The sequence below is a fragment of the Soonwooa sp. genome (assembly GCF_030151385.1).
Taxonomy (GTDB): domain Bacteria; phylum Bacteroidota; class Bacteroidia; order Flavobacteriales; family Weeksellaceae; genus Soonwooa.
On record NZ_JASLDS010000030.1, the window covers coordinates 66,664 to 88,033 of the forward strand.

A 21,370-nucleotide genomic window follows, 5' to 3' on the forward strand; every position below is an offset into this window, starting at 1 on the left:
ACAGAAGAAAATTCGTAATTCGAAAATAATTGAAAATATAATAATTAATAAAATATACATTATGATTAATAAACTTGCAGCTTCGGAGCTGGTACTTAATGACGACGGAAGTGTTTATCACCTTAATTTGTTGCCTGAAGATATCGCAGACAAAATCTTATTAGTTGGAGATCCAGACCGCGTACCACGTGTTTCTAAATATTTTGACACTGTAGAAATCAAAAAAAACAAACGTGAATTCTACACGCATACAGGAACACTTCGCGGCGAAAGAATTACAGTAATGTCAACAGGTATCGGTACTGAGAATATCGACATCGTGATGAATGAGTTGGATGCTTTGGTTAATATTGATCTAAAAGCAAAAGAAATAAAAAAAGAGCACAAATCACTGCAACTTTTCCGTATGGGAACGTGTGGTAGTGTTAATCCTGACATCCAAGTGGATAATCTTTTGGTGAGTGAAAATGTTGTAGGACTAGATGGATTAATGCATTTCTATAGCGATTATAAATTCGAAAATGAATTCAGTAAATCGTTTATGGACAAATTCCCTTATGCGAACATCAAACCGATGTTGTATTTCTCGGATTGCGCTCCAGAATTATTAGAGCTTTATAAAGATGCAAAATACCATGGTAATACAGCAACTTTCCCTGGATTCTACGCACCACAAGGACGTCAACTAAGATTAAAAGCTTTGGATGATCAATTCTTGGAAACTCTGAATGATCTTGGTATTTCAAACTTCGAAATGGAAACCTCGGCAATCTACGCTTTGTCTAAATTATTAGGACATAAAGCAATTACTGTAAATTGCGTTATTGCTAACAGAAGACGTGGCGAATTTGCTGCAGATCATCATGCATCAGAAAAAATGATGATTGATTGGGTATTGGAACGCGTTATTAAATAATTTGACACCAATTATTTAACCCAAATAAAGAAGCCTAGAATTAATTTTCTAGGCTTTTATTTTTAAAACATAAACTATCTCGCATGACAATCTAAAACATGGTCGTTAACCATTCCTGTTGCCTGCATATGCGCGTAAACCACGGTTGATCCAAGAAATTTGAAACCTCTCTTTTTAAGGTCTTTCGCCAAAGCATCCGAAATTTCTGTCGTTGCAGGAACGTCTTTCAAAGTTTTAGGTTCGTTGATAATAGGCTTCCCATCCACGAATCCCCAAATGTATTTTGAAAAACTCCCAAACTCTTTTTGCACTTCCATAAAAAGCTTGGCATTATTAATTGTTGCCAAAACTTTTAATCGATTTCTTACAATACCAGTATCAGCCATTAATTCCTCAACTTTGGCATCATTATACTTTGCAATTTTTTTGTAATTAAAATTGTCGAAAGCTTTTCTAAAATTCTCTCGTTTTCTAAGAATAGTAATCCAACTAAGACCAGCTTGGAAACTTTCCAAAACCAAGAATTCGAAAATTGTGTCGTCGTCATAGACTGGTTTTCCCCACTCTTTATCATGATAATCCATGTACAGCTCATCTTTGCCACACCAGCCACATCTTATTTTTTCCATTTTTGTCAAATTTTAGTTAAGAAAAGTTTGTGAAAAATACGAATTAATTTAACATTTCTTATCAGTCTTATGGAATATGTTTTGACATTTAGTAAGTATCAAACATTAAAACAATTACTAAAATGGAAAATCAAGATTTTGACAAGGCAAAAGAAGTTGTTAACGACGCAAAAGAATCATTAAACAGCTTTGCAAACGACTCTCAAGAAAAAATTACAGAATTAGCTAACAAAGCTAAAAGCTATATCGACGAGCAAAAAAGAAACAATCAAGAGCCAGATAAAGAGGGATTTTTTGATCATCTAAAAAACTCTGTTGCTAGCGCTTGGGAAGATACCAAAGACTTCGCAGAAGAAGCTTGGCAAACAACAAAAAACACAACATCCGAAATCGCTGAAAAAGTAGCGGACAAAACGGATGAAGTTAAAGATAATATCGCTGACAAGTTTAATTCGTCTAATGATGATAATTAAGCGCAAAGCGTTTTCATATTGACACATTATCATTTACTTTAAGAGGAATTTTGTATTCCTCTTTTTTTTGTTTGATATTAAAATTATCTTTGAATTCCCTAAACTTAAAAAATGACACTAAAATCTTCTTTGTTAATCGCTTCCGCGTTTGTAGCCAATTTACATTTTGGACAATCTGCAAATCCTTATTACAAATCGATTTCCGAGCAAGTAACACAATATAACATTACCAATAATCTCCAAGAGTTCGAAAATATTGGTGTTAAAACGACTGGTAGTAGCACATTAACAAATGCTCTTTCTTGGTTAAAAAACAAATATACAAGCTTTGGATACAGTGCTTCAGATATTAGCGAACAGAGCTTCTCTTACCTTGGAAGTACCTCCAAAAACCTGATTATAACAAAGACAGGAACAAAATATCCCAATACTTTTGTCATTATCTGTGGGCATTACGACACACTTAACGGTCCTGGAACTAATGATAATGGAAGTGGTGTTTCGGTAATTTTGGAAGTCGCGAGAATCATGAAAAACATTGATACAGATTATTCTATTAAGTTTATCAATTTTTCTGGTGAAGAGCAAGGTCTTATCGGAAGTTCGGCTTATGTCAAAAATGTAGTTAATGCGACAAGCCCAAAAATGGATATTAAATTAGTTTTTAATATTGATGAAGTTGGCGGCGTTGCTGGTAAAATTAACAACCAAATTATGTGCGAACGTGACGAAAGTAACAACGTAACAAGCAACAACGCAGCATCTGCAGCCATTACTCAGGATTTGATGACTTATGTTGGTTATTATTCGACGCTTCAACCAAAACTTTCGCATGCTTACAATTCCGATTACATGCCTTTTGAAGCCAATGGCGAAGTCATCACTGGTTTTTATGAAGCGAATGAAAGTACATATCCGCATTCTTCTGGTGACACTTTTAGCAAACTTGATCCAACTTACGTCTATAATGTTGCAAAAGCAGCAACTGGCGCAATGATGCATTTTTCAGGGGCAAAGAATCAGATTATGGCAGTTTGTACGCCAGCCGACCAAGTGAAAAGTCTTGAAATCTCTCCTAATCCTGCAAAAAATTATATTCAGCTAGAATTTTTAAATAAAAAACTAAAAGATTATGATTTTAAAATTGTTGATACCACTGGGAAAACACTTTTAGTCTCTAAAAACGAAGATCGAATCAATGTTGAAAAACTTAAAAAAGGACTTTATTTTGGAACTTTAACGATTGACGGCGTTTCTCACACCAAAAAAATCTTAATTGATTAGGAAAAATTTTCCTTAAAAACCTGTTTTAAATTTTATTGCTAAAATTTTTAAGCAGGCTCTAAATCATTGAATAATAATTAGTACAATTTTTGCTACCTTTGCACTATGCAAAAAATTCTTATTGTAGAAGACGAAAAAGCCATATCGGGCGTTCTTCATAGCATTTTATCAGAAGAGCTTACAGATTACGAATTCGAAATCGCAAATGACGGTTTAGAAGCTTTAAAAATTCTTGAAAAAGAGGATTTTTCTTTGGTTATTTCTGATATCAAAATGCCAAAACTTTCTGGTACAGAATTACTTAAGGAAACTATGCAGATAAAACCAGAAACTACTTTTGTCATGATTTCTGGCCATGCTGATATCGATACTGCAGTTAGTTGTCTTAAAGATGGTGCTTACGATTTCATATCAAAGCCAATTGACATTAACAGATTGATTACCAGCGTTAAAAACGCACTAGACAAAGGTAATCTTCAAAAAGATAATAAAAGCTTAAAGTCTGAAAACACGCAGCTAAAAAGAAAAGTCAATAAAAAATATCAAATGATTGGTGACTCTCCTGCTTTGAAGATGATCCAAGATATGATAGAAAAAGTGGCGGCTTCGGATGCTAGAGTTTTGATCACAGGACCAAATGGTGCTGGTAAAGAATTGGTAGCGCACGCAATCCATGCACAAAGCGAAAGATCGAAAGGTCCAATGGTAGAGGTTAACTGTGCAGCAATCCCATCAGAACTTATTGAAAGTGAATTGTTTGGACATGTTAAAGGTTCTTTCACTGGCGCGATTAAAGATAAATCTGGAAAATTCGAGCAGGCTAATGGCGGTACAATTTTCTTGGATGAGATTGGTGACATGAGTTTGGTTGCACAAGCAAAGGTACTTCGTGCTTTGCAAGAAAGCAAAGTCTCTCCTGTTGGTAGTGATAAAGAAATAAAAGTTGACGTGCGTGTTGTAGCGGCGACTAACAAAGATTTGCATAAAGAAATTGCGGAAGGAAAATTCCGTGAAGACTTGTTCCACAGACTTTCTGTAATCGAAATTAATGTACCAGCTTTGGATGATCGTAAAGGTGACATCCCGCTTTTGGTAGAACATTTTGCTAAAACAATTGCAGATGAGCAAGGAAATGCTGTTAAAAAATTTGACGAAAAAGCGATTACTGCGCTTCAGCAATTTAGCTGGACTGGTAACATCCGTGAGCTAAGAAACGTGGTAGAACGTTTGGTAATTTTGGGAGCAAATCCTGTATCTGCGGAAGATGTAGCTAATTTCGTAAAAAAATAATCGATTTTAATATTCTATGGAAACCGCAGAACTTTAAAATCTGCGGTTTTTTGTTTTAAAAAATAAATAATATATGAAGTTTCTTGACTTAAAATATACGCGCGAATCTCTAACCTTGGCATTACCAGTAATGTTGACGCAAGTTGGGCAGGTTTCTGTTAACTTGTTCGATAACATTATCGTTGGTAAGTTGCTTGGCTCACAAGCTCTAGCTTCGGTGTCATTGGGAAACGCAGTTTTCTTTTCAATATTTGTATTGGCATTAGGTTTTTCTTTTGCTATTCCGCCTTTGGTCTCGGAAGCCAAAACTCAAGGAAATCATTCGATGATTAACAATGTTTTTCGTCACGGATTTATCATTAATATGACAGTTGGTATTATCTTGATGCTAGCTTTAATGTTAGCATTGCCACTACTCTATCACATGGATCAGCCAAAGGAAATTATCCCCGACACCATTGACTTTTTGCATATTATGGCGATTAGTATGATACCTTTTATGATGTTCCAAACTTTACGTGAAGTTTCGGAAGGTCTTAGTTATACTATTGGCGTAACCAAAGCGACTATTCTTGCTAATATCATTAACATAGTCTTGAACTATGTTTTAATAAAAGGTATGTTCGGACTGCCAGCAATGGGCGTACAAGGTTCTGCAACAGCAACTTTAATCTCCAGAATTTTCATGGTTGTGTTCCTTTATTTCGTTATGGTTAAAGAGTCAAAAACAAAACGCTATATAAAAGAATTCAGTCTTAAAGTTTCGGAGTTTAGCAAAGCGATGTTTAACAAAATGATAAAACTTGGGCTACCAACAGCTTTACAAATGTTCTTTGAAGTAACTGCTTTTGCAGGAGCTGCTTTTATTTGTGGATTGATCAGCGCTAAAGATATTGCATCACACCAAATTGCTTTATCTATGGCGTCATTTACCTTTAACCTCTGCATCGGATTTAGTGTAGCATCAACCGTTATGATTGGTAATCGATTAGGAAATCGAGATTTTGTTGGTTTAAGAAAAGTCGGAATCAATAACTTAAAAATGGCATTTTTGTTTATGATATTCTGTGGTTTAATTTTTATTACGTTTAGAGATATTTTACCACATTTCTTCACCAAAGAAAGCGATATCGAAGTTATTACTTTAGCATCAAAATTATTGATTATTGCAGCACTTTTCCAGTTATCAGATGGTATCCAAGTAGCAGCTTTAGGCGCATTGCGAGGTATTCAAGATGTTAAAATCCCAAGCATTATTACCTTTGTCGCATATTGGGTATTTACAATTCCGTTGGGATATTATTTATGTTATACTTTAAAAATGGGTGCTTTCGGAATGTGGATTGCATTAGGATTGGGACTGACCATTTCGGCAGTATTCTTGGTGATTAGATTTTTAAAATTGTCATCAAGATTAATTCACTCAAAATCAAACATTTAAAAAACACAATATGCAAGTAGATATTAGAAAACTTTCGATAGACGATTACGACGAATTGGCGACAGCCATGCAAAACGCTTATCCAGACATCGAAGATAATGTTTGGGCAAAACGTAATATTCAGAAATTAACTTCCATTTTTCCAGAAGGTCAATTGTGTATCACTGTTGATGGAAAATTGGTTGCTGCAGCACTTTCTATTGTTGTACAGTACGAAATATTTGGCGATCAACATACTTACGACGAAATTACAGGCAACGAATCATTTAATACGCATAGCAATGTTGGTAATACATTGTATGGCATCGAGGTTTTTGTCGATCCAGAATATCGAACCCTGCGTCTTGGACGACGTTTGTACGATGCACGTAAAGAATTATGTGAAATAAAAAATCTAAAATCCATCATTGTTGGTGGTCGTATCCCAAACTATCACTTGTATAGCGACGAGTTAACACCACGTGAATACATTAAAAAAGTTAGGCTAAAAGAAATCTACGATCCAGTACTTAGTTTTCAATTGTCAAATAACTTTTCACCTTTAAAAATATTAAAAGGTTATCTAAAAGGCGACGTGGAATCCGAAGAATATGCGGTTCTTCTACAATGGAATAACATCTACTACACTTCCAAGAAGAATACAATGCAGGATAGCGTTATCCGACTTGGTTTGGTACAGTGGCAAATGCGTCACTTCAAAGATATTGATGCATTCTTCGAGCAAGTCGAATTTTTTGTGGATGTTTTAGGAAGTTATGAATCTGATTTTTGTGTTTTTCCAGAATTGTTTAACACACCTTTGTTGGCGCAATTCAATCACATGCACGAGCGTGAAGCAATGGAAAAGTTGGCAGAAATGACCGATGAAATTAGAGCTAAAATTTCCGAATATGCTGTCAGCTACAACGTGAATATCATTTCGGGAAGCATGCCAATTATGGAAGATGGCAAAATGTACAATGCCAGCTATCTTTGTCACCGTGATGGTAAAATCGATGAATATCGAAAAATCCATATTACACCAAACGAAAGACGTTATTACGGTATGCAAGGCGGCAGCGAAATAAAAGTCTTTGACACCGATTGTGGCAAAGTCGGCATCGTGGTTTGTTATGATGTGGAGTTCCCAGAATTGCCACGAATCTTAGCTGATCAAGGTATGAAAATCTTGTTTGTCCCTTATCTTACAGACACTCAAAATGCTTATACCAGAGTCCGAAATTGCGCTGCAGCACGTGCCATCGAAAACGAATGTTATGTCGCAATAACTGGTTGTGTTGGCAATTTGCCGGGTGTGAGTAATATGGATATTCAGTTTGGGCAAGCGGCTGTTTTCACGCCATCGGATTTTGCTTTTCCATCCAATGCGGTTAAAGGTGAAGCAACGCCAAATACCGAAATGACTTTAATTGTTGATGTTGATCTTAATTTGTTAAAAGAACTTCATTACAATGGCGCTGTCCAAATTATGAATGACCGCAGAAAAGACCTTTATGAAACTGTTGCATTAAAGCATTAGCTATCAGCTTTTAGCTATTGGCTATTGGCTATTGGTTATTGCCAAAATAATCGTTAATCGTTAATCGTTAATCATAAATCGTGAATCGTAAATTGTAAATCAGAAAAAATGTCAATTAAAGAACAATATCTAGATATCAAATCTCAACTTCCTGAGAACGTAACTTTGGTTGCGGTATCCAAAAATCATCCTATTGAAAAAATTCAAGAAGTTTATGATTTGGGGCAACGTATTTTTGGAGAAAATAAAGTCCAAGAAATGATGGAAAAGCAACCTAATCTTCCATCGGATATCGAATGGCATTTGATTGGACATTTGCAGACCAACAAGGTTAAGTATATTGCGCCTTTTGTTGCGATGATACAAAGCGTGGACAGCGAAAAATTACTTAGCGAAATCGACAAACAAGCTGAGAAAAACAGCAGAATAATAAAAGTGCTTCTCCAAGTTAAAATCGCAGAAGAAGACACCAAAACTGGTCTTGAAGTTTCAGAAACTAAAGAATTGTTTTTAAAATATCTTCAGGGTGAATTTCCAAATGTTGAAATCATCGGCTTGATGGGAATGGCAAGTTTTGTTGATGACAAAGAGCAGGTGAAAAGAGAGTTTTCATTCTTGAAACGGTTATTTGATCAATTGTCAATGCAGAAAAAATTGGACGTTTTATCAATGGGAATGAGCGATGACTTCCCTCTTGCTATCGAATGTGGCGCCAATTCTGTGCGTGTCGGCTCAGCGATATTTGGACAACGCATTTATTAGAATTTTATAAAATATAAAACGGCTTAGCATCAGATACTAAGCCGTTTGTTTTTATTTTAGTTTAAAAAAACTTACTTCACAGAAATAGACATCGTCAAAACATCATAATATCTTCCATCTTGTTTGAAGAAATTTTTGACAATTCCGTTTTCTCGGAATCCAATCTTTTTATAAAGTGATAATCCCGCAAGATTTTCGGTGTAGACTTGCAACCAAACGACTTCCAGAATGGGATTTTGCTTTGCCCAAGCCATCATTTCTTTTAATAAAACGGTACCAAGTCCGGTATTTTGCCATTCGATTACCATGCCCATTCCAATCATTCCGGTATGCGCCATAATTCTTCTTTGACTGCCTGTAAGATCGATGTTTCCAATAATTTTAGAACCGTGTTCTGCTACCAATAACAGAGAATTATCGTTTTCAGCAAAAGTGTTTATCAAGTCTCTTTCAGCATTGACGTCATTTGTTATTTCGTCCGCATATTGAGGAATAAATGGACTATCATCAACATAAATTTTGATACAATCTAAAAGTTGTTCGGCGTCAGCAGGCGCAGCTTGTCGAATTGTGACAAGCTTTCCATTTTTTAAAACAAAATCCTGAGGTTCAATCTTTTGCATTAATTTCAGTTTTAAAAATTTTAAAGATTATTAATCTACGAATATAGATTTCTGGTTTGAGCAAAACAACTTTGAAAAGCCTTTTATTCTGGACTTTTATCAAATAAATTAAAAATTGAAGCCGCAAATAGCACTATAAAACTCAAAAGCCAAAGAATATAACCTGATCCCAATTCTGTAATTCGGGAGCTCGCGCCTGATTCGCTTGTAATTATCGTATCCAAATTTGCAAAAACTACGGCTAATACTACAGGAATCAAAGCAAATAATACGCCTGCTTTTTCCCTAGAAGTAACCAAAAGAATTGAAAAAATGTACAAGGGATTAGCCAACCAAATCAAAAACGGTATTATCGCTCCACCCAAAAGTCCCATCCATCCGATAATAAGCAAATAAAACGAATTAGAGTAAGCGTCTCGGTCAACTCTATCAATAAAAAATGCAGGACAAAACAACGAAATAACAAACAAAACCACACTCAAAATAACAAGTCCATATCTTATTATTTTGTTTCTAGAGTGCTGGGAATTAGTATTGTTTATCATTTTATTATTTTTGAATATCTAAGTTAAACAAAATCTAAGGCAAATTCCAATAAACAGGAATCTTTCCAAAATTCGCTTTTAGATTTTCATAATCTTTCGCACTGATAAGGTACAAATCCGAATAATAATATTTTAGAACATCGTTTTCTGTTTCAATCTTAAGACTCAGAATATAGACAAAGTCCTTGGTTTTCCATTGGAAATATTCTTTCTCAACAAAATTCTCAGAATCTATTTTTTGAGGATTTCCAAACTTGTTGACCAAAAGACTTTTAAGATGTTCATAATTCTTTTTGTTATCATTAAAAGAATTGGAAACAGCACGCAAAGACAGAAATTCATTCTTTTGGTTGCTAATCATTTCGAGTTTTTGAAATTTCACATTTCCAAAATAAGCCAAAGTATCTCGTGTATTAGTAGCTTTCATTTCGTACAACAGCAACTTTTTGGTATCAGAAACATCAATTGTTGTAATGCCATCTACAAATTTATATTGCTTCATAAGCTTGTCAAACATGGGCGTTTCCATTTTGTCCTTTTCCATAAGCTCAAGCGTTTTTTTATTTAACTCGAACTGTTTTTTATAAAAACTATTAACATCAAAAGGCATTTTGAAGCTTTCCAAGTTTATTTTATCTTTTCCCAACTCCAAATGCTGAGCAGAAAACGTCAACGAAACAAAAATTAAAACAAGCTGAACTAGATTTTTCATACATTATATTTTAGAAAGAAGGTTTAATCCTCATCGTATTCGGGATTTTGGAAAGTCAAATTTTGGGGAACTTTTATTTCAACAAATTTTCCAACATTAACATCGATTTTCCAAAGTCTAAAAATCTTAGTGATATTTTCTTTTTCACTATCCTCATATTCTGCCAAATACACTTTTTCTGAACCGTCTAAAGTTAAGTGAACAGCGTTAAAATAAGTTTTGGGATGATTGGTTGTGACATTTAATTCATCAACAATTTTAAAATTCGCTTTTTTGCCATCATCATAGTAATTAATAAATTTTTCGAGCAAAATCTTGTTCTTCCCTTTAAAGCAATCATCAACTACTTTCGAATATTTTGATAACGCAAATCTTTGATCATCATCCTCAATCAACAATCCAAAACATTCGTAAAGGTCTAATTTATTTAATTCAATTGTTGTTTTCCCAATAAAAGAAGTATCCAAAACAGCATCAGAAGTTTGAGATTTTTCTTTTAAATCAGATGATATTGAAGTTGAATCAGTTTTGATATTTTTTGAAATCTGAGCCGAATCTACTTTTTGAACATCAGAAACTGAAGCTTCCTTTTTACAAGAAGTAAAGGCTACGACAACACTAAAAAGTACAATATTTTTCGTCATTTTGTTTTAAGAACTTAGATTGAAAACAAGATTTCATTTCCTAGAATTTCTTTAAAACTAAAATACAGAAATTATTAGTCGAAAAAACAAAAACAGCCAAAATTGACTGTTTTATTTATTTTAAAATCTCTTGATATAGCTTCATTACATCGCTCGCAACTTTCAAATCATTAAAATTAGCTTGAGCAAATTCATAGGATTTTTCGGCGCGGCGTTGTCTTTCCGATTCATTGTCCCAAAGGAAACCTATTTTAGCTTTAATATCTTTCACATTAAGCGGATTAACATACATCGCATCCTTTCCGCCAGCCTCAGGCAAACAACTAACATTACTAGTAATAACCACAGTCTTCGAAAAATGAGCTTCAATAATTGGAATTCCAAAACCTTCGAACAAACTAGGATAAACAAAAATATCTGCCAATTGATAAATGCAAGCCAACTCCTCCATCGAGACGCCTTCCAAAAACTGAACTTGCGTTTCCATTTTTTCTTTTTTGATAAAGTTTAAAATTTGGTCAGCATATTTTGTTTTTCGGCCAACGACAACCAACGGAATGTCTGTATTTTGCAAAGCTTTTACCACTGTAAACAGATTTTTGCGTTCTTCGATAGTGCCAACATTTAGCACAAATCGTTCTGGAAGATTGTATTTTGTTTTGACAGCCTCGCGTTCATCTTGTGATTTTTCAGCTTTAAAAGCTTTGTGGCATCCTTGGTAAATAACCACAACCTTTTCGGCTGGGACTTTTAACATTTCGACCACATCTTTTTTGGTTTGCTCAGAAATGGCGATGATTTTGTCAGCAGAATGTGCTGCTTTTCTAAACTTCCAAAAGTGAATTTTTCTATCAAAAAACGAATAAAATTTAGGATAATGAACAAAAATTAAATCGTGAATTGTCACAATTTTTTTGATTGGTTTTTTGTTCCATTTTAAAGGCAATTCACCTGACAATCCATGGAAAATATCAGCATTAAGATTCTGCGCATCCTTCCCCATCTTTAATTGTCGCGCCATCGTCGATTTAGAAATTGGACTAAAGCTAACAGATGGATTTTCCAAAATTGCCTTGCCTCGTTCGTTTTCTCGTTTTGCAAGAAGCACGTATTTATTCTCTGGAAAAAACTGCGCTAACATCCTCACCAAATCTCGAGAATAATTTCCCAAGCCTGAAGTATTGTTAAAAAAACGTTTGGCGTCGTATGCGATTTTCAAAATCAGATTAATTTATAATATCAACAAAATCCTTTATTGTACAGTATTCTCGCTTATTAGCATCAAGCCAAGTCAAAAAAGAATCAAACTTTTCGACCATTGCTTTTCCTGTATCTTTTGTTGTAAAGTTAGGCAATTTAAATTCAGGATTTTTGATATCTGCAAATTCCCAAGGATGGAAATAAACATTAAGATATCCGTTATCCTTCCAACTTCTTTTAGCCAAAAATCGATACACTTGCTCTGGGAAATTATGGAAACTTAGCCAAAACAAAGGCACTCGAAAAAGTGGCGACACCGAAGCTGGCAATTGCAAAACCTCTTTCTTTTTGAAATAACGTTTACTAACACCCAAATTATTATAACGTCCAGGCAAGAATGTCGGATTAATCGATGAATTATAAATATAACCGGCATCTCGAACTTCATCTTCGTCAACGGGACTCATCCTAGGCATTCGAAGTCCTATAACCTCCGTATTGAAAAGTTCTGACAATCGCTCGCGAGAACTTTTAAGATGCTCATTTTTAAACTCAGAATGAAACCACGTGTGGCTTGCCAACTCATGACCTTCATCCAAAAGTCTTCTGATAATATCTTGATTATTTTCTGCAAAAACAACCGTTGAAAAAAAAGTTGCTTTGGCGTTATGTTTTTTCAAAAGGTCCAAAATGGCGACGGTGCCACCTCGGGAAATTTGTATTTGTTGTTCGAAAGAAATCTGACCTTTATATTCGAGAGGCATGTCAAATTCTTCAATGTCGAAACTCAGTAAAACCATGCTTAAAAGTTTTTTGAACGAATAATATAATTAGGTCTGTCTTTAATTTGTTTAAACATTTTTCCCATATAAATTCCGAAAATTCCTAAAATAATAAGTTGAATACCACCAAAGAAAACAATCGTCATAATGAGTGATGCCCAACCAGATATTTCGGTTTTTGCAACAAATGCGTAGATGACGTATGGAATGTATAACAAGCTAAGACTCGAAAAGAAAAAGCCTAAATAAGCTGCCAAATACAAAGGTTTTACACTAAAAGATGTTATTCCAGTAAAGGCAAATTTCAACATCTTTTTTAAGTTGTATTTGCTCTCACCCGAAAAGCGTTGATCGGCTTCGAAATGTATCGCGTATTGCTTAAAGCCCATCCATTTCACCATTCCTCGGAGAAACAAATCGGACTCGCCAACGTCTTTAATACTGTCAACTACTTTTCTGTCCATCAATCGGAAATCCGAACTTCCTTTATCGATTTCGACGTCAGAAAGATTGCTCAAAAGTTTGTAGAAAAAGTCAGAGGTTTTCTTTTTGAATTGTGAAATTTCTTTAGGATATTTTCGAATGGTATAGACCATATCATAACCTTCCTCCCATTTTTTAATCATTTCGGGAATTAATCTCGGAGGATGTTGCAAGTCAGCGTCCATAGAAATTACAATCTGTCCTTGCGCTTCGTCCAAGCCTGCTTTTACGGCAAATTGATGTCCAAAGTTTCGGGAAAACTCAATGTATTTAATTTGTGGATAAGCTTCTGAAAGCAGCTCCAAAATCTGCTGCGTATTATCTCGACTGCCATCATTCACAAAAATAATGTCGTATTGATAATTTGGCAAATCTCTGAAAACCAAATCAATTTCTTGGAAAATCTTTTCTAGATTACCTTCTTCGTTGTAAGCTGGGATAACAATGCTAACCTGCTTCATGCCGCAACTTTATAATCGGTTTCGAAGTTTCTTGTCATCAACTCGTAAGTAATTCTTAACCAAACAACGCTGCATGGTAGGGACTTCAGAGAATATTTAATAATAAAATTCTCTTTTACGAATTTTGGAAATAAATCCGAACTTGAGAAACACGTCAAAATAATTACAAAAACCAGCAAGGCAATATCAATCGGCTTTTTCTCTTTCTGAATTAAAAACCAAATCATCACACCTGCCACCGCAATAATATAAGTCGGCGACTCTGAGCCAGAACTAAACAACACAGTAAACAAAAGTGTTGATGCCAAAATCAAAAGCTTAAAAGCCAAATGTTTGTATTGACTGATTCTGATATAAGGTAAAGCAAATAATGGCAATCCAAACATCAAAAATGTCAAATTAGAAATGTTAGCATCTTGCAAAATGCGACGCACAAATCCCATCAACGAAATATCTTGGTAATTTCCTAAAACTTGGTTCGTACCGTTTTTGTCCTTTAGCTCTACGAACCAATCAACATAAGATTGTACACCAAAATGCGGCGACGAATATGCCATTGGAATCACAAAAAACAGCACACAAAATACGGCTAAAGCTGCAATAAATTTGACCTTGTTTTTAACAAAGAAAAAAGCGGAAAGTCCTACAATGCCATAGATTTTAACAAAAATACCAATGGCAATTGCCAAAGCAGACTTTACTTCTTTTTGCTTGTAGATATAGGTTGCGGATAATATCAATAGTCCTGTAAGTGCAATATTAAACTGCAAACTAACCGCTGCTGTAATAAATTCTTGCAAACATAACCATGCAAAAAAAGCTTTGTTTTTGGAACTAAAAGGCAAGCTTTTAACAGCATACAAAAACACCAATGTATTGGCAACATTCCAAAGGATAATCCCCATCCAATCTGGCATTATTGCAAATGGCGCAATCAATGCACTAAAGAAAATCCCATAATGATTCTTGTCAGAATACAGCTCGGGATACCACGAATAAAGATTTCGTTGTTGTAATGTATTGAACAATACATTTTTAAAAATTAAATAGTTATTGTAGGCACCAGGTCCACGATTATATTTTGATAATGCAGACAAAGCACCTACAATAATATAGATGATTCCAATATATCTTGGATTAGATATAAAATTTAGGAATTTATTTTTCAAAATGTGTTTATTAGCTTTTATATTTTAGACAGCAACATTGTTTTCACGCAATGCATCGTTAAGAGAGGTCTTCTTATCTGTCGACTCCTTTCTTTGTCCGATAATCAAGGCACAAGGCACTTGGTATTCACCTGCTGGATATTGCTTAGTATAACTACCTGGGATTACAACTGAACGAGCAGGCACACGACCTTTTATTTCGATTGGTTCTGGACCAGTCACATCGATAATTTTTGTAGACGCCGTCAACACAACATTAGCACCCAAAACAGCTTCTTTCTCAACATGTACGCCTTCTACAACGATACATCTAGAACCGATAAAACAGTCGTCTTCAATAATAACTGGCGCAGCTTGCAAAGGCTCTAGCACGCCACCGATACCAACACCACCAGAAAGGTGAACATTTTTACCAATTTGTGCACAACTACCAACAGTCGCCCACGTGTCAACCATCGTTCCGCTATCTACATAAGCGCCAATATTAACATAAGACGGCATCATGATAACGCCGCTTGCTACAAAACTTCCGTGTCTTGCAATTGCGTGAGGCACTACTCTAACACCTTTTTCGGCATAATTCTTCTTTAAAGGGATTTTATCATGGAATTCGAAAGGTCCAACTTCGATGGTTTCCATTGTTTGGATTGGGAAATAAAGCACCACCGCTTTTTTCACCCACTCATTAACTTGCCATCCGTTGTCAGTAGGTTCTGCAACACGAAGTTCGCCTAAGTCTAGTTTTTCAACAACATTTCTAATCGCGTCGGTATATTGAGAGTCTTTTAGAAGCTCTCTGTTATCCCAAACTTTCTCAATCGTTTCTTTTAATTCCTGTAAAGACATAGTTTTATATTTACTTTTTTAATAACAATTTGGGCGTGCCCCTTTGTTTTTGCCAACTCCAAACCTCATAGGTTTCCCCAGCAAAAAAACAAGCGGGTCGGTCTCCGCACAGTCGCTTTTCTTGTGCAGCTTCAGTTCCGCCACCACAAGAAAGAGCTCCAACAATGTGCTTCGCCCTCACGCTAAAATAATCGCAAAAATAGTAAATTAAAGGACGCTACGCGCAAAAAGAAAAGCTTTATTCCAATAAGCTTCATTAAGGGACGAAATTATCACACCTTTACTTGTAGAAGCATGAATAAATTTAATCTCGCCATCATTTTCGATGTTGTTAACAATGCCAACATGCGTAACACTTCTGCCTCCTCCTGTTGCAAAAAATAACAAATCACCTGCTTTAACTTCCTCAACTCGAATTGAAGAACCTGTATCTGCTTGGTCCGTAGAACGACGCGGCAACTTGTAGTTATTATCTTCAAAAACTTTGGTTACAAGACCAGAACAGTCAAAACCAGTTCTGGTGTTGCCACCATATTTATACGGAACACCAAGATATTGCTGTGCATCCTTTACCACATCATTGCGATCACCAGAGACTTTCGAAGTATTGTTAGAAGTATATTTCTTGAGATTGACAGTCGATTTGGATGCAGCCGACTTAGAAGCCGACTTGTACTTTGAACGGCTTACAGGTTTCGAAGCCGTACAAGAATATAATGTTACCGAAGCAATAAGAATATAGATTAACCTTTTCATTAAAAATCTTTTACACATCTCAAATATAACGAAAAAAGCTAAAGTTTAGTTTGTTAGCCTCATTTTTTTGATTTAACATTGTTATCATATAAAGATTAATGCATATTTTAACAACATAATAATACTCAAATCACCGAAACACAAAATGGGAATCTTCAATAATCTATTCGAAAAAAAAGACAAAGTAAGTGTCCAATTTATAGACGCTTCTAACGACCAAATCATTGGAAAAACAGAAATGGCAGTCGACCAGTTACCTGCTACATTCTCTGTGCCAACAACGATGCATATCGACAATAAAGATTGGTCGGTGGAACAAGCTATTCCCGAAAATTCGGAGGACTTTGCAAAATCGGGCAAGCTGGTTTTAAAAATGCGAAAAATCGAATATGTCAATCCTCAAGATATTTGGTACACAATCCCGACAATTGAAAATAGTTTTCCCAATTTGGTTGCAACCGCGCCTTTCGGGGATTTTAGTATTCAGATTCATGGCGACGATTGGTTGCAACAAGAATTAATATCTAGCAACAATGCCAACGAGGTTGAACAAATGCTAGAGCAAATCCGAGAAAGCGCTTCAGAATCCAATGAAAACGGAGAAATAATAAGTTACAAGAATTGCTATGTCAGAAACTTTCAAGCAGAAAAAATAACGGACAAAATTTATTTGCAAGACATTCAAAAATACTTGGAAGCTGACAAAGTAGGTTCTTTAGCTTTCGTCAATGACTATGATGGTTTTGCGGACAAATGCTTTGTTATCGAAGCTTTGGGAACTTATTTTTATGGTCAACTCAACGATGACAATTCTCTCCAAACTTTTGCAATTTATGATATTGGAAGTGTCAACGACAGCCAAAAACTTCAACTATTTGCAAAAAACATGAACCTAAATTTCGTAGATTGGGTCGGAATGTACCAAATTCAGTAATAAATATTTTAGCAAAAATTACAACTCGATTATGTTTAGCAAGTATCTCTTTCTTTTACTTTTAGCATTTGGGCAAAGTATCTTCGCGCAAGAATTTAGTCTGTCTAAAGCTTTTGTAAGGGATTCTGAAGATATTACAATTCAGTTGCTTATCAAAAATCTGAAACTAGATTCTATCAATCGCATCGAACTGAAAAAAAATGCGATTTTAAAACTAAATGACGGAACAAGCCTCCACTCGGATGAATTTCTAACGGACAATTACTACGACAAGGCAGGTAATACGTATGATATTGTTTTTGAAACCGCACCTGAAACGCTAAAGAAGATTAAAAGCATTTCGGGAACTGTGAAATATTTCACGCCAAGTGTTGCTAATAAAGCAATCCAAAGAATAAAGATTGACGAAACCATGAAGGACAAATTGGTTTTTAAAAATTTGGATATCAAAGTTTTGTATATGGATGCTCTTAAAATCGATTCTTTACAAAACAATCAAAAAAATTTTAGTGTTTGGAAAGCTAAAATAGTATCAGAAAACAAACTTAATTCTAAACTTTTCAATACTGCAATTACCAAATATCTAAAGGATCGATATCGGTTTGAAATGCCTCGTAATCTAACAAACAATATGCTATTCTACATCGAAAATCCTACATATCATGTTGCAAAAAATTATGTTGTAAAATCTGATTTGTACGATTTCCCAGAAGCAGGAAGTGAATACCATAGCAAAGCTTGGACGTTTTGGGAACTTAATTATTCATTGAGAAGTTTTCCGAAAAATTATGAAATCGAGCTAATCATGGAAAACAAAACAGCAGTTAAATATTATAATTTTAAAATAGATCTTAGGAAACCTGAATAAAATTTTATGCTTTTATAAGAGCTTAGCATTTTAATTCAAAAAAACGCTAGATTTTTATAACTTAGTCTAGATTAAATTTTGATTTGTTTTTAACCAAATAAAATCCTAAAGATGAAATTACTTCTAAAATTTATTGCAATCTTCATCATCAACTTATCTTTTGCACAACAATACAAAGTGGTTTATGAAATGAAATTTAAACCAACAAAAGCCAAAGATTCTATAGTGACAGAAAATTTTGTTTTGATGATAAATCCTAGCACTAATTCTAGTAAGTTTTTTAATTACAATTATTACTATAGTGATTCTTTAATGACCGTAATTCGCAATAAAAATCTGCAAAGGAGCTTTGACATTAACATTAATAGTTTCAGAAAAGCCAATTATCCTTTAGGTGTTGTCAAAAATTCAAAAAACATTTTCTTGATCAAAAGCTTGGATGGTGATTCTTATAAAATCCGTGAAGACAAACCAAAATGGAATGTCAGCAGTGAAAAAAAGGCTTTCAAGTCTTATACTTTGCAAAAAGCAACTGCAACGATCTTAGGCAGAAATTGGACGGTCTGGTTTTCTAATGAGATTCCTGTTTCTGATGGTCCTTATCTTTTTAAAGATTTGCCTGGTCTTGTCTTTAGTGGAAATGATGATGCTAGTGATTTCAATTTTGATCTTTTGTCATTAGAAAAAAGCAATTCTATTGAAGATTATTTCCCAAGTATTTTTGCAAAGACCATTGATGTAACTGCGGAACAATATGCAAAGGCTTACAAACAATATACACTAGATCCAGCAAAACAGCTTCGAAATGGAATTTTTGTGGATGATAGTGGCATAAAAGTTAATATGCTGAATGGCATCAGCAAAGACATAATAATCGATATGGAAAAGGATCGAATCCTTAAAATCAAAAAATTCAACAATTTTATTGATGCTAAATAACTGAAAGCTTAACAAGACAAGTATTTAAGATAATCTTCGGAAGAAATTAGCAATCTTTAAAATTTTCCGTACTTTAGCGAACGTTAAAAATCGGGGGATTGGCGCAGTTGGCTAGCGCGTTTGACTGGCAGTCAAAAGGTCACGGGTTCGAATCCCGTATTCTCCACACGAAAAGCTTTAGATGTAAATATCTAGAGCTTTTTTAATGCCTAAAATTGAAATTCACAGATACAAAAACAAACTCGTTTCATTATATTTGATTATTATTAAAAATCACAAATATCTAAAATGAGTAACATCGAAATCAAAACACCTCCAAAGCTTTTTAACGAAACCCAAAATCTAATTCAGAAACTTTCCGACTTATTGGATGGTGACTTTATGAGTTATTGGACCTCAGCAAATAGCCGAATAGTGGGAGATGACATTATCGCATTCTACGAAATTCTAAAGCATAATAAGAAAAAAGACAATCTTTATCTTTTCATTAAAAGTGATGGCGGTTCTGGTGAAGCCTCTCTACGTATCGTCAATCTTTTGCGCAAATTTTATACGAATATCTATGCTTTAATTCCTTTGGATTGTGCATCAGCAGCGACAATGCTTGCTTTAGGCGCCGACAAAATCCAAATGGGACCTTTGGCATATTTAACAGCGATTGACACTTCGATAACGCACGATTTGTCACCTTTGGATAAATTTAATGATCGTGTAAGCGTTAGCCAAAATGAATTGGGACGCGTTCTCAATCTTTGGGATGCCAACAAAAACAATAACGACAGCAACCCATTTTCTGACATTTACAAATACATCCATCCGTTGGTAATTGGCTCGGTGGATCGTGCAACTTCGCTTTCGATAAAGTTGACAAGCGAAATTCTGTCTTATCACATGAAAGACCAAAACGAAGCCGAACGTATCAGTAATACTTTAAATTCCGAATATCCATCGCACTCCTATCCTATCACCATTCGTGAGGCGCAAAAAATTGGCTTGTGTGCGGAAGAATTAGATAAAGATGTCAACAAACTTCTACTAGAACTTAACGAATTATATTCGGAAATGGCGCAATTGGCTTACACGGATTTTGATGAAGTTAATTATCATGACAACGAAATCCTAAAAGTTGTTGAAGGAATTAACACCAAACTCTTTTACCAAAAAGACAAGGATTGGCATTACCGTGCCGAAGAAAGACGTTGGGTACCGATGAATGATGAAAGTAGCTGGAGAAAAATGAGTCTCCACGATGGCAATATTTTGGAACGTAGTTTTTATGTGAGATAATATTTTAATAAAATAAATTCGCTTTTGAAGTTTCGCTTTTGCGCCAAAATTTCAAAAGTCAGTTCTATTTTTTGATCGTCTGTAACAGAGTCAAAGTCTTTTTTTAACAAAGTTTGTCATTCCGACGTAGGAGGAATCTCTGAGATTCATACATTTAAGATTCTTCGCTTCGCTCTGAATGACAGAATTTTTCGAACTTACATGATCAAACAGACAATCAAGTTTTTATTTAAAAACAGATTTGACGAAATATGAGCTTTGTTAAAACGATCTTTTATTTCGTCATTTTTTTAACATTGTAAAATTTAGTCAAAGCTATGTTTAAAAAAAAATTTACCATCGTCCTTATTTCATTTCTATTAATAAATTGTTCTAAACAAGAAAAGGCACAATTTGTAAAAAGCGAAGATTTTATTAGAGATTGGAGCGTCGTGAGATACCCTTATTCTGATGCAACATTGAGCCTTATGAGTAATCATAACTTCTCCTATTCAGAAAATGGGCATATGTCAGGCTCGTTTTCAGAAGGTACTTGGCAAAAGAAAGGAGACACTTTAATTTTAAATTCTAATCAACAAAAAGACTGCTTTTATCTAGATGATTTTTCTTTGAATACCAAAACATTGAATGACGAATTATGGACTTCCATAAAAGATTGTCAACCAAAAGATGGCTCAGACTTCTTTACGGAATTTAAGAATTCAAAATTCATTGTTAAAAAAGATTCTTTAATTTACCTCGACCTAAACCCTGATTATAAAAAGCAATATGGGAATTATAAAATCTATAAATTCCCATATTAACTTT

23 protein-coding genes and 1 tRNA gene are annotated in these 21,370 nt (G+C 34.6%); 13 read left to right on the forward strand and 11 right to left on the reverse strand.

Annotated features, from left to right (window positions below; translation table 11 throughout):
• Positions 1-61: 61 nt before the first annotated feature.
• Positions 62-916: a nucleoside phosphorylase gene (locus tag Q1V95_RS05145; protein ID WP_300671135.1), complete on the forward strand. Its 855-nt coding sequence runs from the start codon at positions 62-64 to the stop codon at positions 914-916.
• A gap of 74 nt (positions 917-990) precedes the next feature.
• On the opposite strand, the gene Q1V95_RS05150 is transcribed toward Q1V95_RS05145, so the two are convergent.
• On the reverse strand, positions 991-1,545 hold the full coding sequence (locus Q1V95_RS05150) for a DNA-3-methyladenine glycosylase I (protein ID WP_300671138.1): 555 nt from the start codon (positions 1,543-1,545) through the stop codon (positions 991-993).
• A 122-nt stretch (positions 1,546-1,667) separates the two neighbouring features.
• Between Q1V95_RS05150 and Q1V95_RS05155 the strand changes: the two genes are divergently transcribed.
• The 6 genes from Q1V95_RS05155 to Q1V95_RS05180 all read left to right on the forward strand — a co-directional run bounded on the left by Q1V95_RS05155 (position 1,668) and on the right by Q1V95_RS05180 (position 8,314).
• Positions 1,668-2,018 (forward strand): hypothetical protein, encoded by a 351-nt coding sequence (locus tag Q1V95_RS05155; protein ID WP_300671140.1) that lies wholly within the window; start codon positions 1,668-1,670, stop codon positions 2,016-2,018.
• A gap of 111 nt (positions 2,019-2,129) precedes the next feature.
• Entirely contained in the window at positions 2,130-3,302 is a 1,173-nt protein-coding gene (locus Q1V95_RS05160; protein ID WP_300671142.1) for a M28 family peptidase, read from the forward strand.
• A gap of 105 nt (positions 3,303-3,407) precedes the next feature.
• Positions 3,408-4,592 carry a sigma-54 dependent transcriptional regulator gene (locus Q1V95_RS05165; protein ID WP_300671145.1) on the forward strand — a complete coding sequence of 395 codons (1,185 nt, stop codon included), beginning with the start codon at positions 3,408-3,410 and terminating at the stop codon, positions 4,590-4,592.
• Positions 4,593-4,665: 73 nt separating this feature from the next.
• Positions 4,666-6,033 (forward strand): MATE family efflux transporter, encoded by a 1,368-nt coding sequence (locus Q1V95_RS05170; RefSeq protein ID WP_300671148.1) that lies wholly within the window; start codon positions 4,666-4,668, stop codon positions 6,031-6,033.
• 10 nt (positions 6,034-6,043) lie between these two features.
• A complete protein-coding gene (locus Q1V95_RS05175) occupies positions 6,044-7,552 on the forward strand; it encodes a carbon-nitrogen hydrolase family protein (protein ID WP_300671149.1) in 1,509 nt (502 codons plus the stop codon).
• Between the two features lie 108 nt (positions 7,553-7,660).
• On the forward strand, positions 7,661-8,314 hold the full coding sequence (locus Q1V95_RS05180; protein ID WP_300671151.1) for a YggS family pyridoxal phosphate-dependent enzyme: 654 nt from the start codon (positions 7,661-7,663) through the stop codon (positions 8,312-8,314).
• A 71-nt stretch (positions 8,315-8,385) separates the two neighbouring features.
• Here Q1V95_RS05180 and Q1V95_RS05185 read toward each other — a convergent pair whose 3' ends face one another.
• The 10 genes from Q1V95_RS05185 to Q1V95_RS05230 form a co-directional block, all read right to left on the reverse strand.
• Positions 8,386-8,937: a GNAT family protein gene (locus tag Q1V95_RS05185; RefSeq protein ID WP_300671153.1), complete on the reverse strand. Its 552-nt coding sequence runs from the start codon at positions 8,935-8,937 to the stop codon at positions 8,386-8,388.
• An 83-nt stretch (positions 8,938-9,020) separates the two neighbouring features.
• Positions 9,021-9,482, reverse strand: a complete 462-nt coding sequence (locus Q1V95_RS05190; RefSeq protein ID WP_300671155.1) for a hypothetical protein — start codon at positions 9,480-9,482, stop codon at positions 9,021-9,023.
• A 34-nt stretch (positions 9,483-9,516) separates the two neighbouring features.
• Positions 9,517-10,194: a hypothetical protein gene (locus tag Q1V95_RS05195; RefSeq protein WP_300671157.1), complete on the reverse strand. Its 678-nt coding sequence runs from the start codon at positions 10,192-10,194 to the stop codon at positions 9,517-9,519.
• Between the two features lie 23 nt (positions 10,195-10,217).
• Entirely contained in the window at positions 10,218-10,838 is a 621-nt protein-coding gene (locus Q1V95_RS05200) for a hypothetical protein (RefSeq protein WP_300671159.1), read from the reverse strand.
• A gap of 115 nt (positions 10,839-10,953) precedes the next feature.
• Entirely contained in the window at positions 10,954-12,057 is a 1,104-nt protein-coding gene (locus tag Q1V95_RS05205) for a glycosyltransferase family 1 protein (RefSeq protein WP_300671161.1), read from the reverse strand.
• Positions 12,058-12,064: 7 nt separating this feature from the next.
• Positions 12,065-12,838, reverse strand: coding sequence for a polysaccharide deacetylase family protein (locus Q1V95_RS05210; protein ID WP_300671164.1), 774 nt, complete (start codon positions 12,836-12,838; stop codon positions 12,065-12,067).
• Between the two features lie 2 nt (positions 12,839-12,840).
• Positions 12,841-13,764, reverse strand: a complete 924-nt coding sequence (locus Q1V95_RS05215; RefSeq protein ID WP_300671167.1) for a glycosyltransferase family 2 protein — start codon at positions 13,762-13,764, stop codon at positions 12,841-12,843.
• Positions 13,761-14,933: a glycosyltransferase family 87 protein gene (locus Q1V95_RS05220; protein ID WP_300671170.1), complete on the reverse strand. Its 1,173-nt coding sequence runs from the start codon at positions 14,931-14,933 to the stop codon at positions 13,761-13,763. The genes Q1V95_RS05215 and Q1V95_RS05220 overlap by 4 nt, the downstream gene beginning before the upstream one ends.
• Positions 14,934-14,957: 24 nt before the next feature.
• Entirely contained in the window at positions 14,958-15,779 is an 822-nt protein-coding gene (locus tag Q1V95_RS05225) for a 2,3,4,5-tetrahydropyridine-2,6-dicarboxylate N-succinyltransferase (protein WP_300671172.1), read from the reverse strand.
• Positions 15,780-15,986: 207 nt separating this feature from the next.
• Positions 15,987-16,535 carry a C40 family peptidase gene (locus tag Q1V95_RS05230; RefSeq protein ID WP_300671179.1) on the reverse strand — a complete coding sequence of 183 codons (549 nt, stop codon included), beginning with the start codon at positions 16,533-16,535 and terminating at the stop codon, positions 15,987-15,989.
• A gap of 145 nt (positions 16,536-16,680) precedes the next feature.
• Between Q1V95_RS05230 and Q1V95_RS05235 the strand changes: the two genes are divergently transcribed.
• From Q1V95_RS05235 to Q1V95_RS05260, 6 genes are all read left to right on the forward strand, one after another.
• Positions 16,681-17,469 carry a hypothetical protein gene (locus Q1V95_RS05235; RefSeq protein ID WP_300671185.1) on the forward strand — a complete coding sequence of 263 codons (789 nt, stop codon included), beginning with the start codon at positions 16,681-16,683 and terminating at the stop codon, positions 17,467-17,469.
• Between the two features lie 31 nt (positions 17,470-17,500).
• Positions 17,501-18,337 carry a hypothetical protein gene (locus tag Q1V95_RS05240; protein ID WP_300671188.1) on the forward strand — a complete coding sequence of 279 codons (837 nt, stop codon included), beginning with the start codon at positions 17,501-17,503 and terminating at the stop codon, positions 18,335-18,337.
• Positions 18,338-18,448: 111 nt separating this feature from the next.
• A complete protein-coding gene (locus tag Q1V95_RS05245) occupies positions 18,449-19,276 on the forward strand; it encodes a GLPGLI family protein (RefSeq protein WP_300671190.1) in 828 nt (275 codons plus the stop codon).
• A 92-nt stretch (positions 19,277-19,368) separates the two neighbouring features.
• A tRNA-Ala gene (locus Q1V95_RS05250) sits at positions 19,369-19,442 on the forward strand.
• 122 nt (positions 19,443-19,564) lie between these two features.
• Complete coding sequence (locus Q1V95_RS05255) at positions 19,565-20,563, forward strand: ATP-dependent Clp protease proteolytic subunit (RefSeq protein ID WP_300671193.1); 999 nt, start codon at positions 19,565-19,567, stop codon at positions 20,561-20,563.
• Between the two features lie 317 nt (positions 20,564-20,880).
• Positions 20,881-21,366, forward strand: coding sequence for a hypothetical protein (locus tag Q1V95_RS05260; RefSeq protein ID WP_300671196.1), 486 nt, complete (start codon positions 20,881-20,883; stop codon positions 21,364-21,366).
• The last annotated feature ends 4 nt before the right edge of the window (positions 21,367-21,370 follow it).

Coding starts and splice junctions, on each gene's coding strand:
- Q1V95_RS05225 (WP_300671172.1), bottom strand. CDS start 15,779: ATGTCTTTACAGGAATTAAAAGAAACGATTGAGAAAGTTTGGGATAAC.
- Q1V95_RS05240 (WP_300671188.1), top strand. CDS start 17,501: ATGTTTAGCAAGTATCTCTTTCTTTTACTTTTAGCATTTGGGCAAAGT.
- Q1V95_RS05160 (WP_300671142.1), top strand. CDS start 2,130: ATGACACTAAAATCTTCTTTGTTAATCGCTTCCGCGTTTGTAGCCAAT.
- Q1V95_RS05180 (WP_300671151.1), top strand. CDS start 7,661: ATGTCAATTAAAGAACAATATCTAGATATCAAATCTCAACTTCCTGAG.
- Q1V95_RS05145 (WP_300671135.1), top strand. CDS start 62: ATGATTAATAAACTTGCAGCTTCGGAGCTGGTACTTAATGACGACGGA.
- Q1V95_RS05185 (WP_300671153.1), bottom strand. CDS start 8,937: ATGCAAAAGATTGAACCTCAGGATTTTGTTTTAAAAAATGGAAAGCTT.
- Q1V95_RS05260 (WP_300671196.1), top strand. CDS start 20,881: ATGTTTAAAAAAAAATTTACCATCGTCCTTATTTCATTTCTATTAATA.
- Q1V95_RS05235 (WP_300671185.1), top strand. CDS start 16,681: ATGGGAATCTTCAATAATCTATTCGAAAAAAAAGACAAAGTAAGTGTC.
- Q1V95_RS05190 (WP_300671155.1), bottom strand. CDS start 9,482: ATGATAAACAATACTAATTCCCAGCACTCTAGAAACAAAATAATAAGA.
- Q1V95_RS05155 (WP_300671140.1), top strand. CDS start 1,668: ATGGAAAATCAAGATTTTGACAAGGCAAAAGAAGTTGTTAACGACGCA.
- Q1V95_RS05245 (WP_300671190.1), top strand. CDS start 18,449: ATGAAATTACTTCTAAAATTTATTGCAATCTTCATCATCAACTTATCT.
- Q1V95_RS05215 (WP_300671167.1), bottom strand. CDS start 13,764: ATGAAGCAGGTTAGCATTGTTATCCCAGCTTACAACGAAGAAGGTAAT.
- Q1V95_RS05200 (WP_300671159.1), bottom strand. CDS start 10,838: ATGACGAAAAATATTGTACTTTTTAGTGTTGTCGTAGCCTTTACTTCT.
- Q1V95_RS05175 (WP_300671149.1), top strand. CDS start 6,044: ATGCAAGTAGATATTAGAAAACTTTCGATAGACGATTACGACGAATTG.
- Q1V95_RS05230 (WP_300671179.1), bottom strand. CDS start 16,535: ATGAAAAGGTTAATCTATATTCTTATTGCTTCGGTAACATTATATTCT.
- Q1V95_RS05150 (WP_300671138.1), bottom strand. CDS start 1,545: ATGGAAAAAATAAGATGTGGCTGGTGTGGCAAAGATGAGCTGTACATG.
- Q1V95_RS05210 (WP_300671164.1), bottom strand. CDS start 12,838: ATGGTTTTACTGAGTTTCGACATTGAAGAATTTGACATGCCTCTCGAA.
- Q1V95_RS05165 (WP_300671145.1), top strand. CDS start 3,408: ATGCAAAAAATTCTTATTGTAGAAGACGAAAAAGCCATATCGGGCGTT.
- Q1V95_RS05195 (WP_300671157.1), bottom strand. CDS start 10,194: ATGAAAAATCTAGTTCAGCTTGTTTTAATTTTTGTTTCGTTGACGTTT.
- Q1V95_RS05255 (WP_300671193.1), top strand. CDS start 19,565: ATGAGTAACATCGAAATCAAAACACCTCCAAAGCTTTTTAACGAAACC.
- Q1V95_RS05170 (WP_300671148.1), top strand. CDS start 4,666: ATGAAGTTTCTTGACTTAAAATATACGCGCGAATCTCTAACCTTGGCA.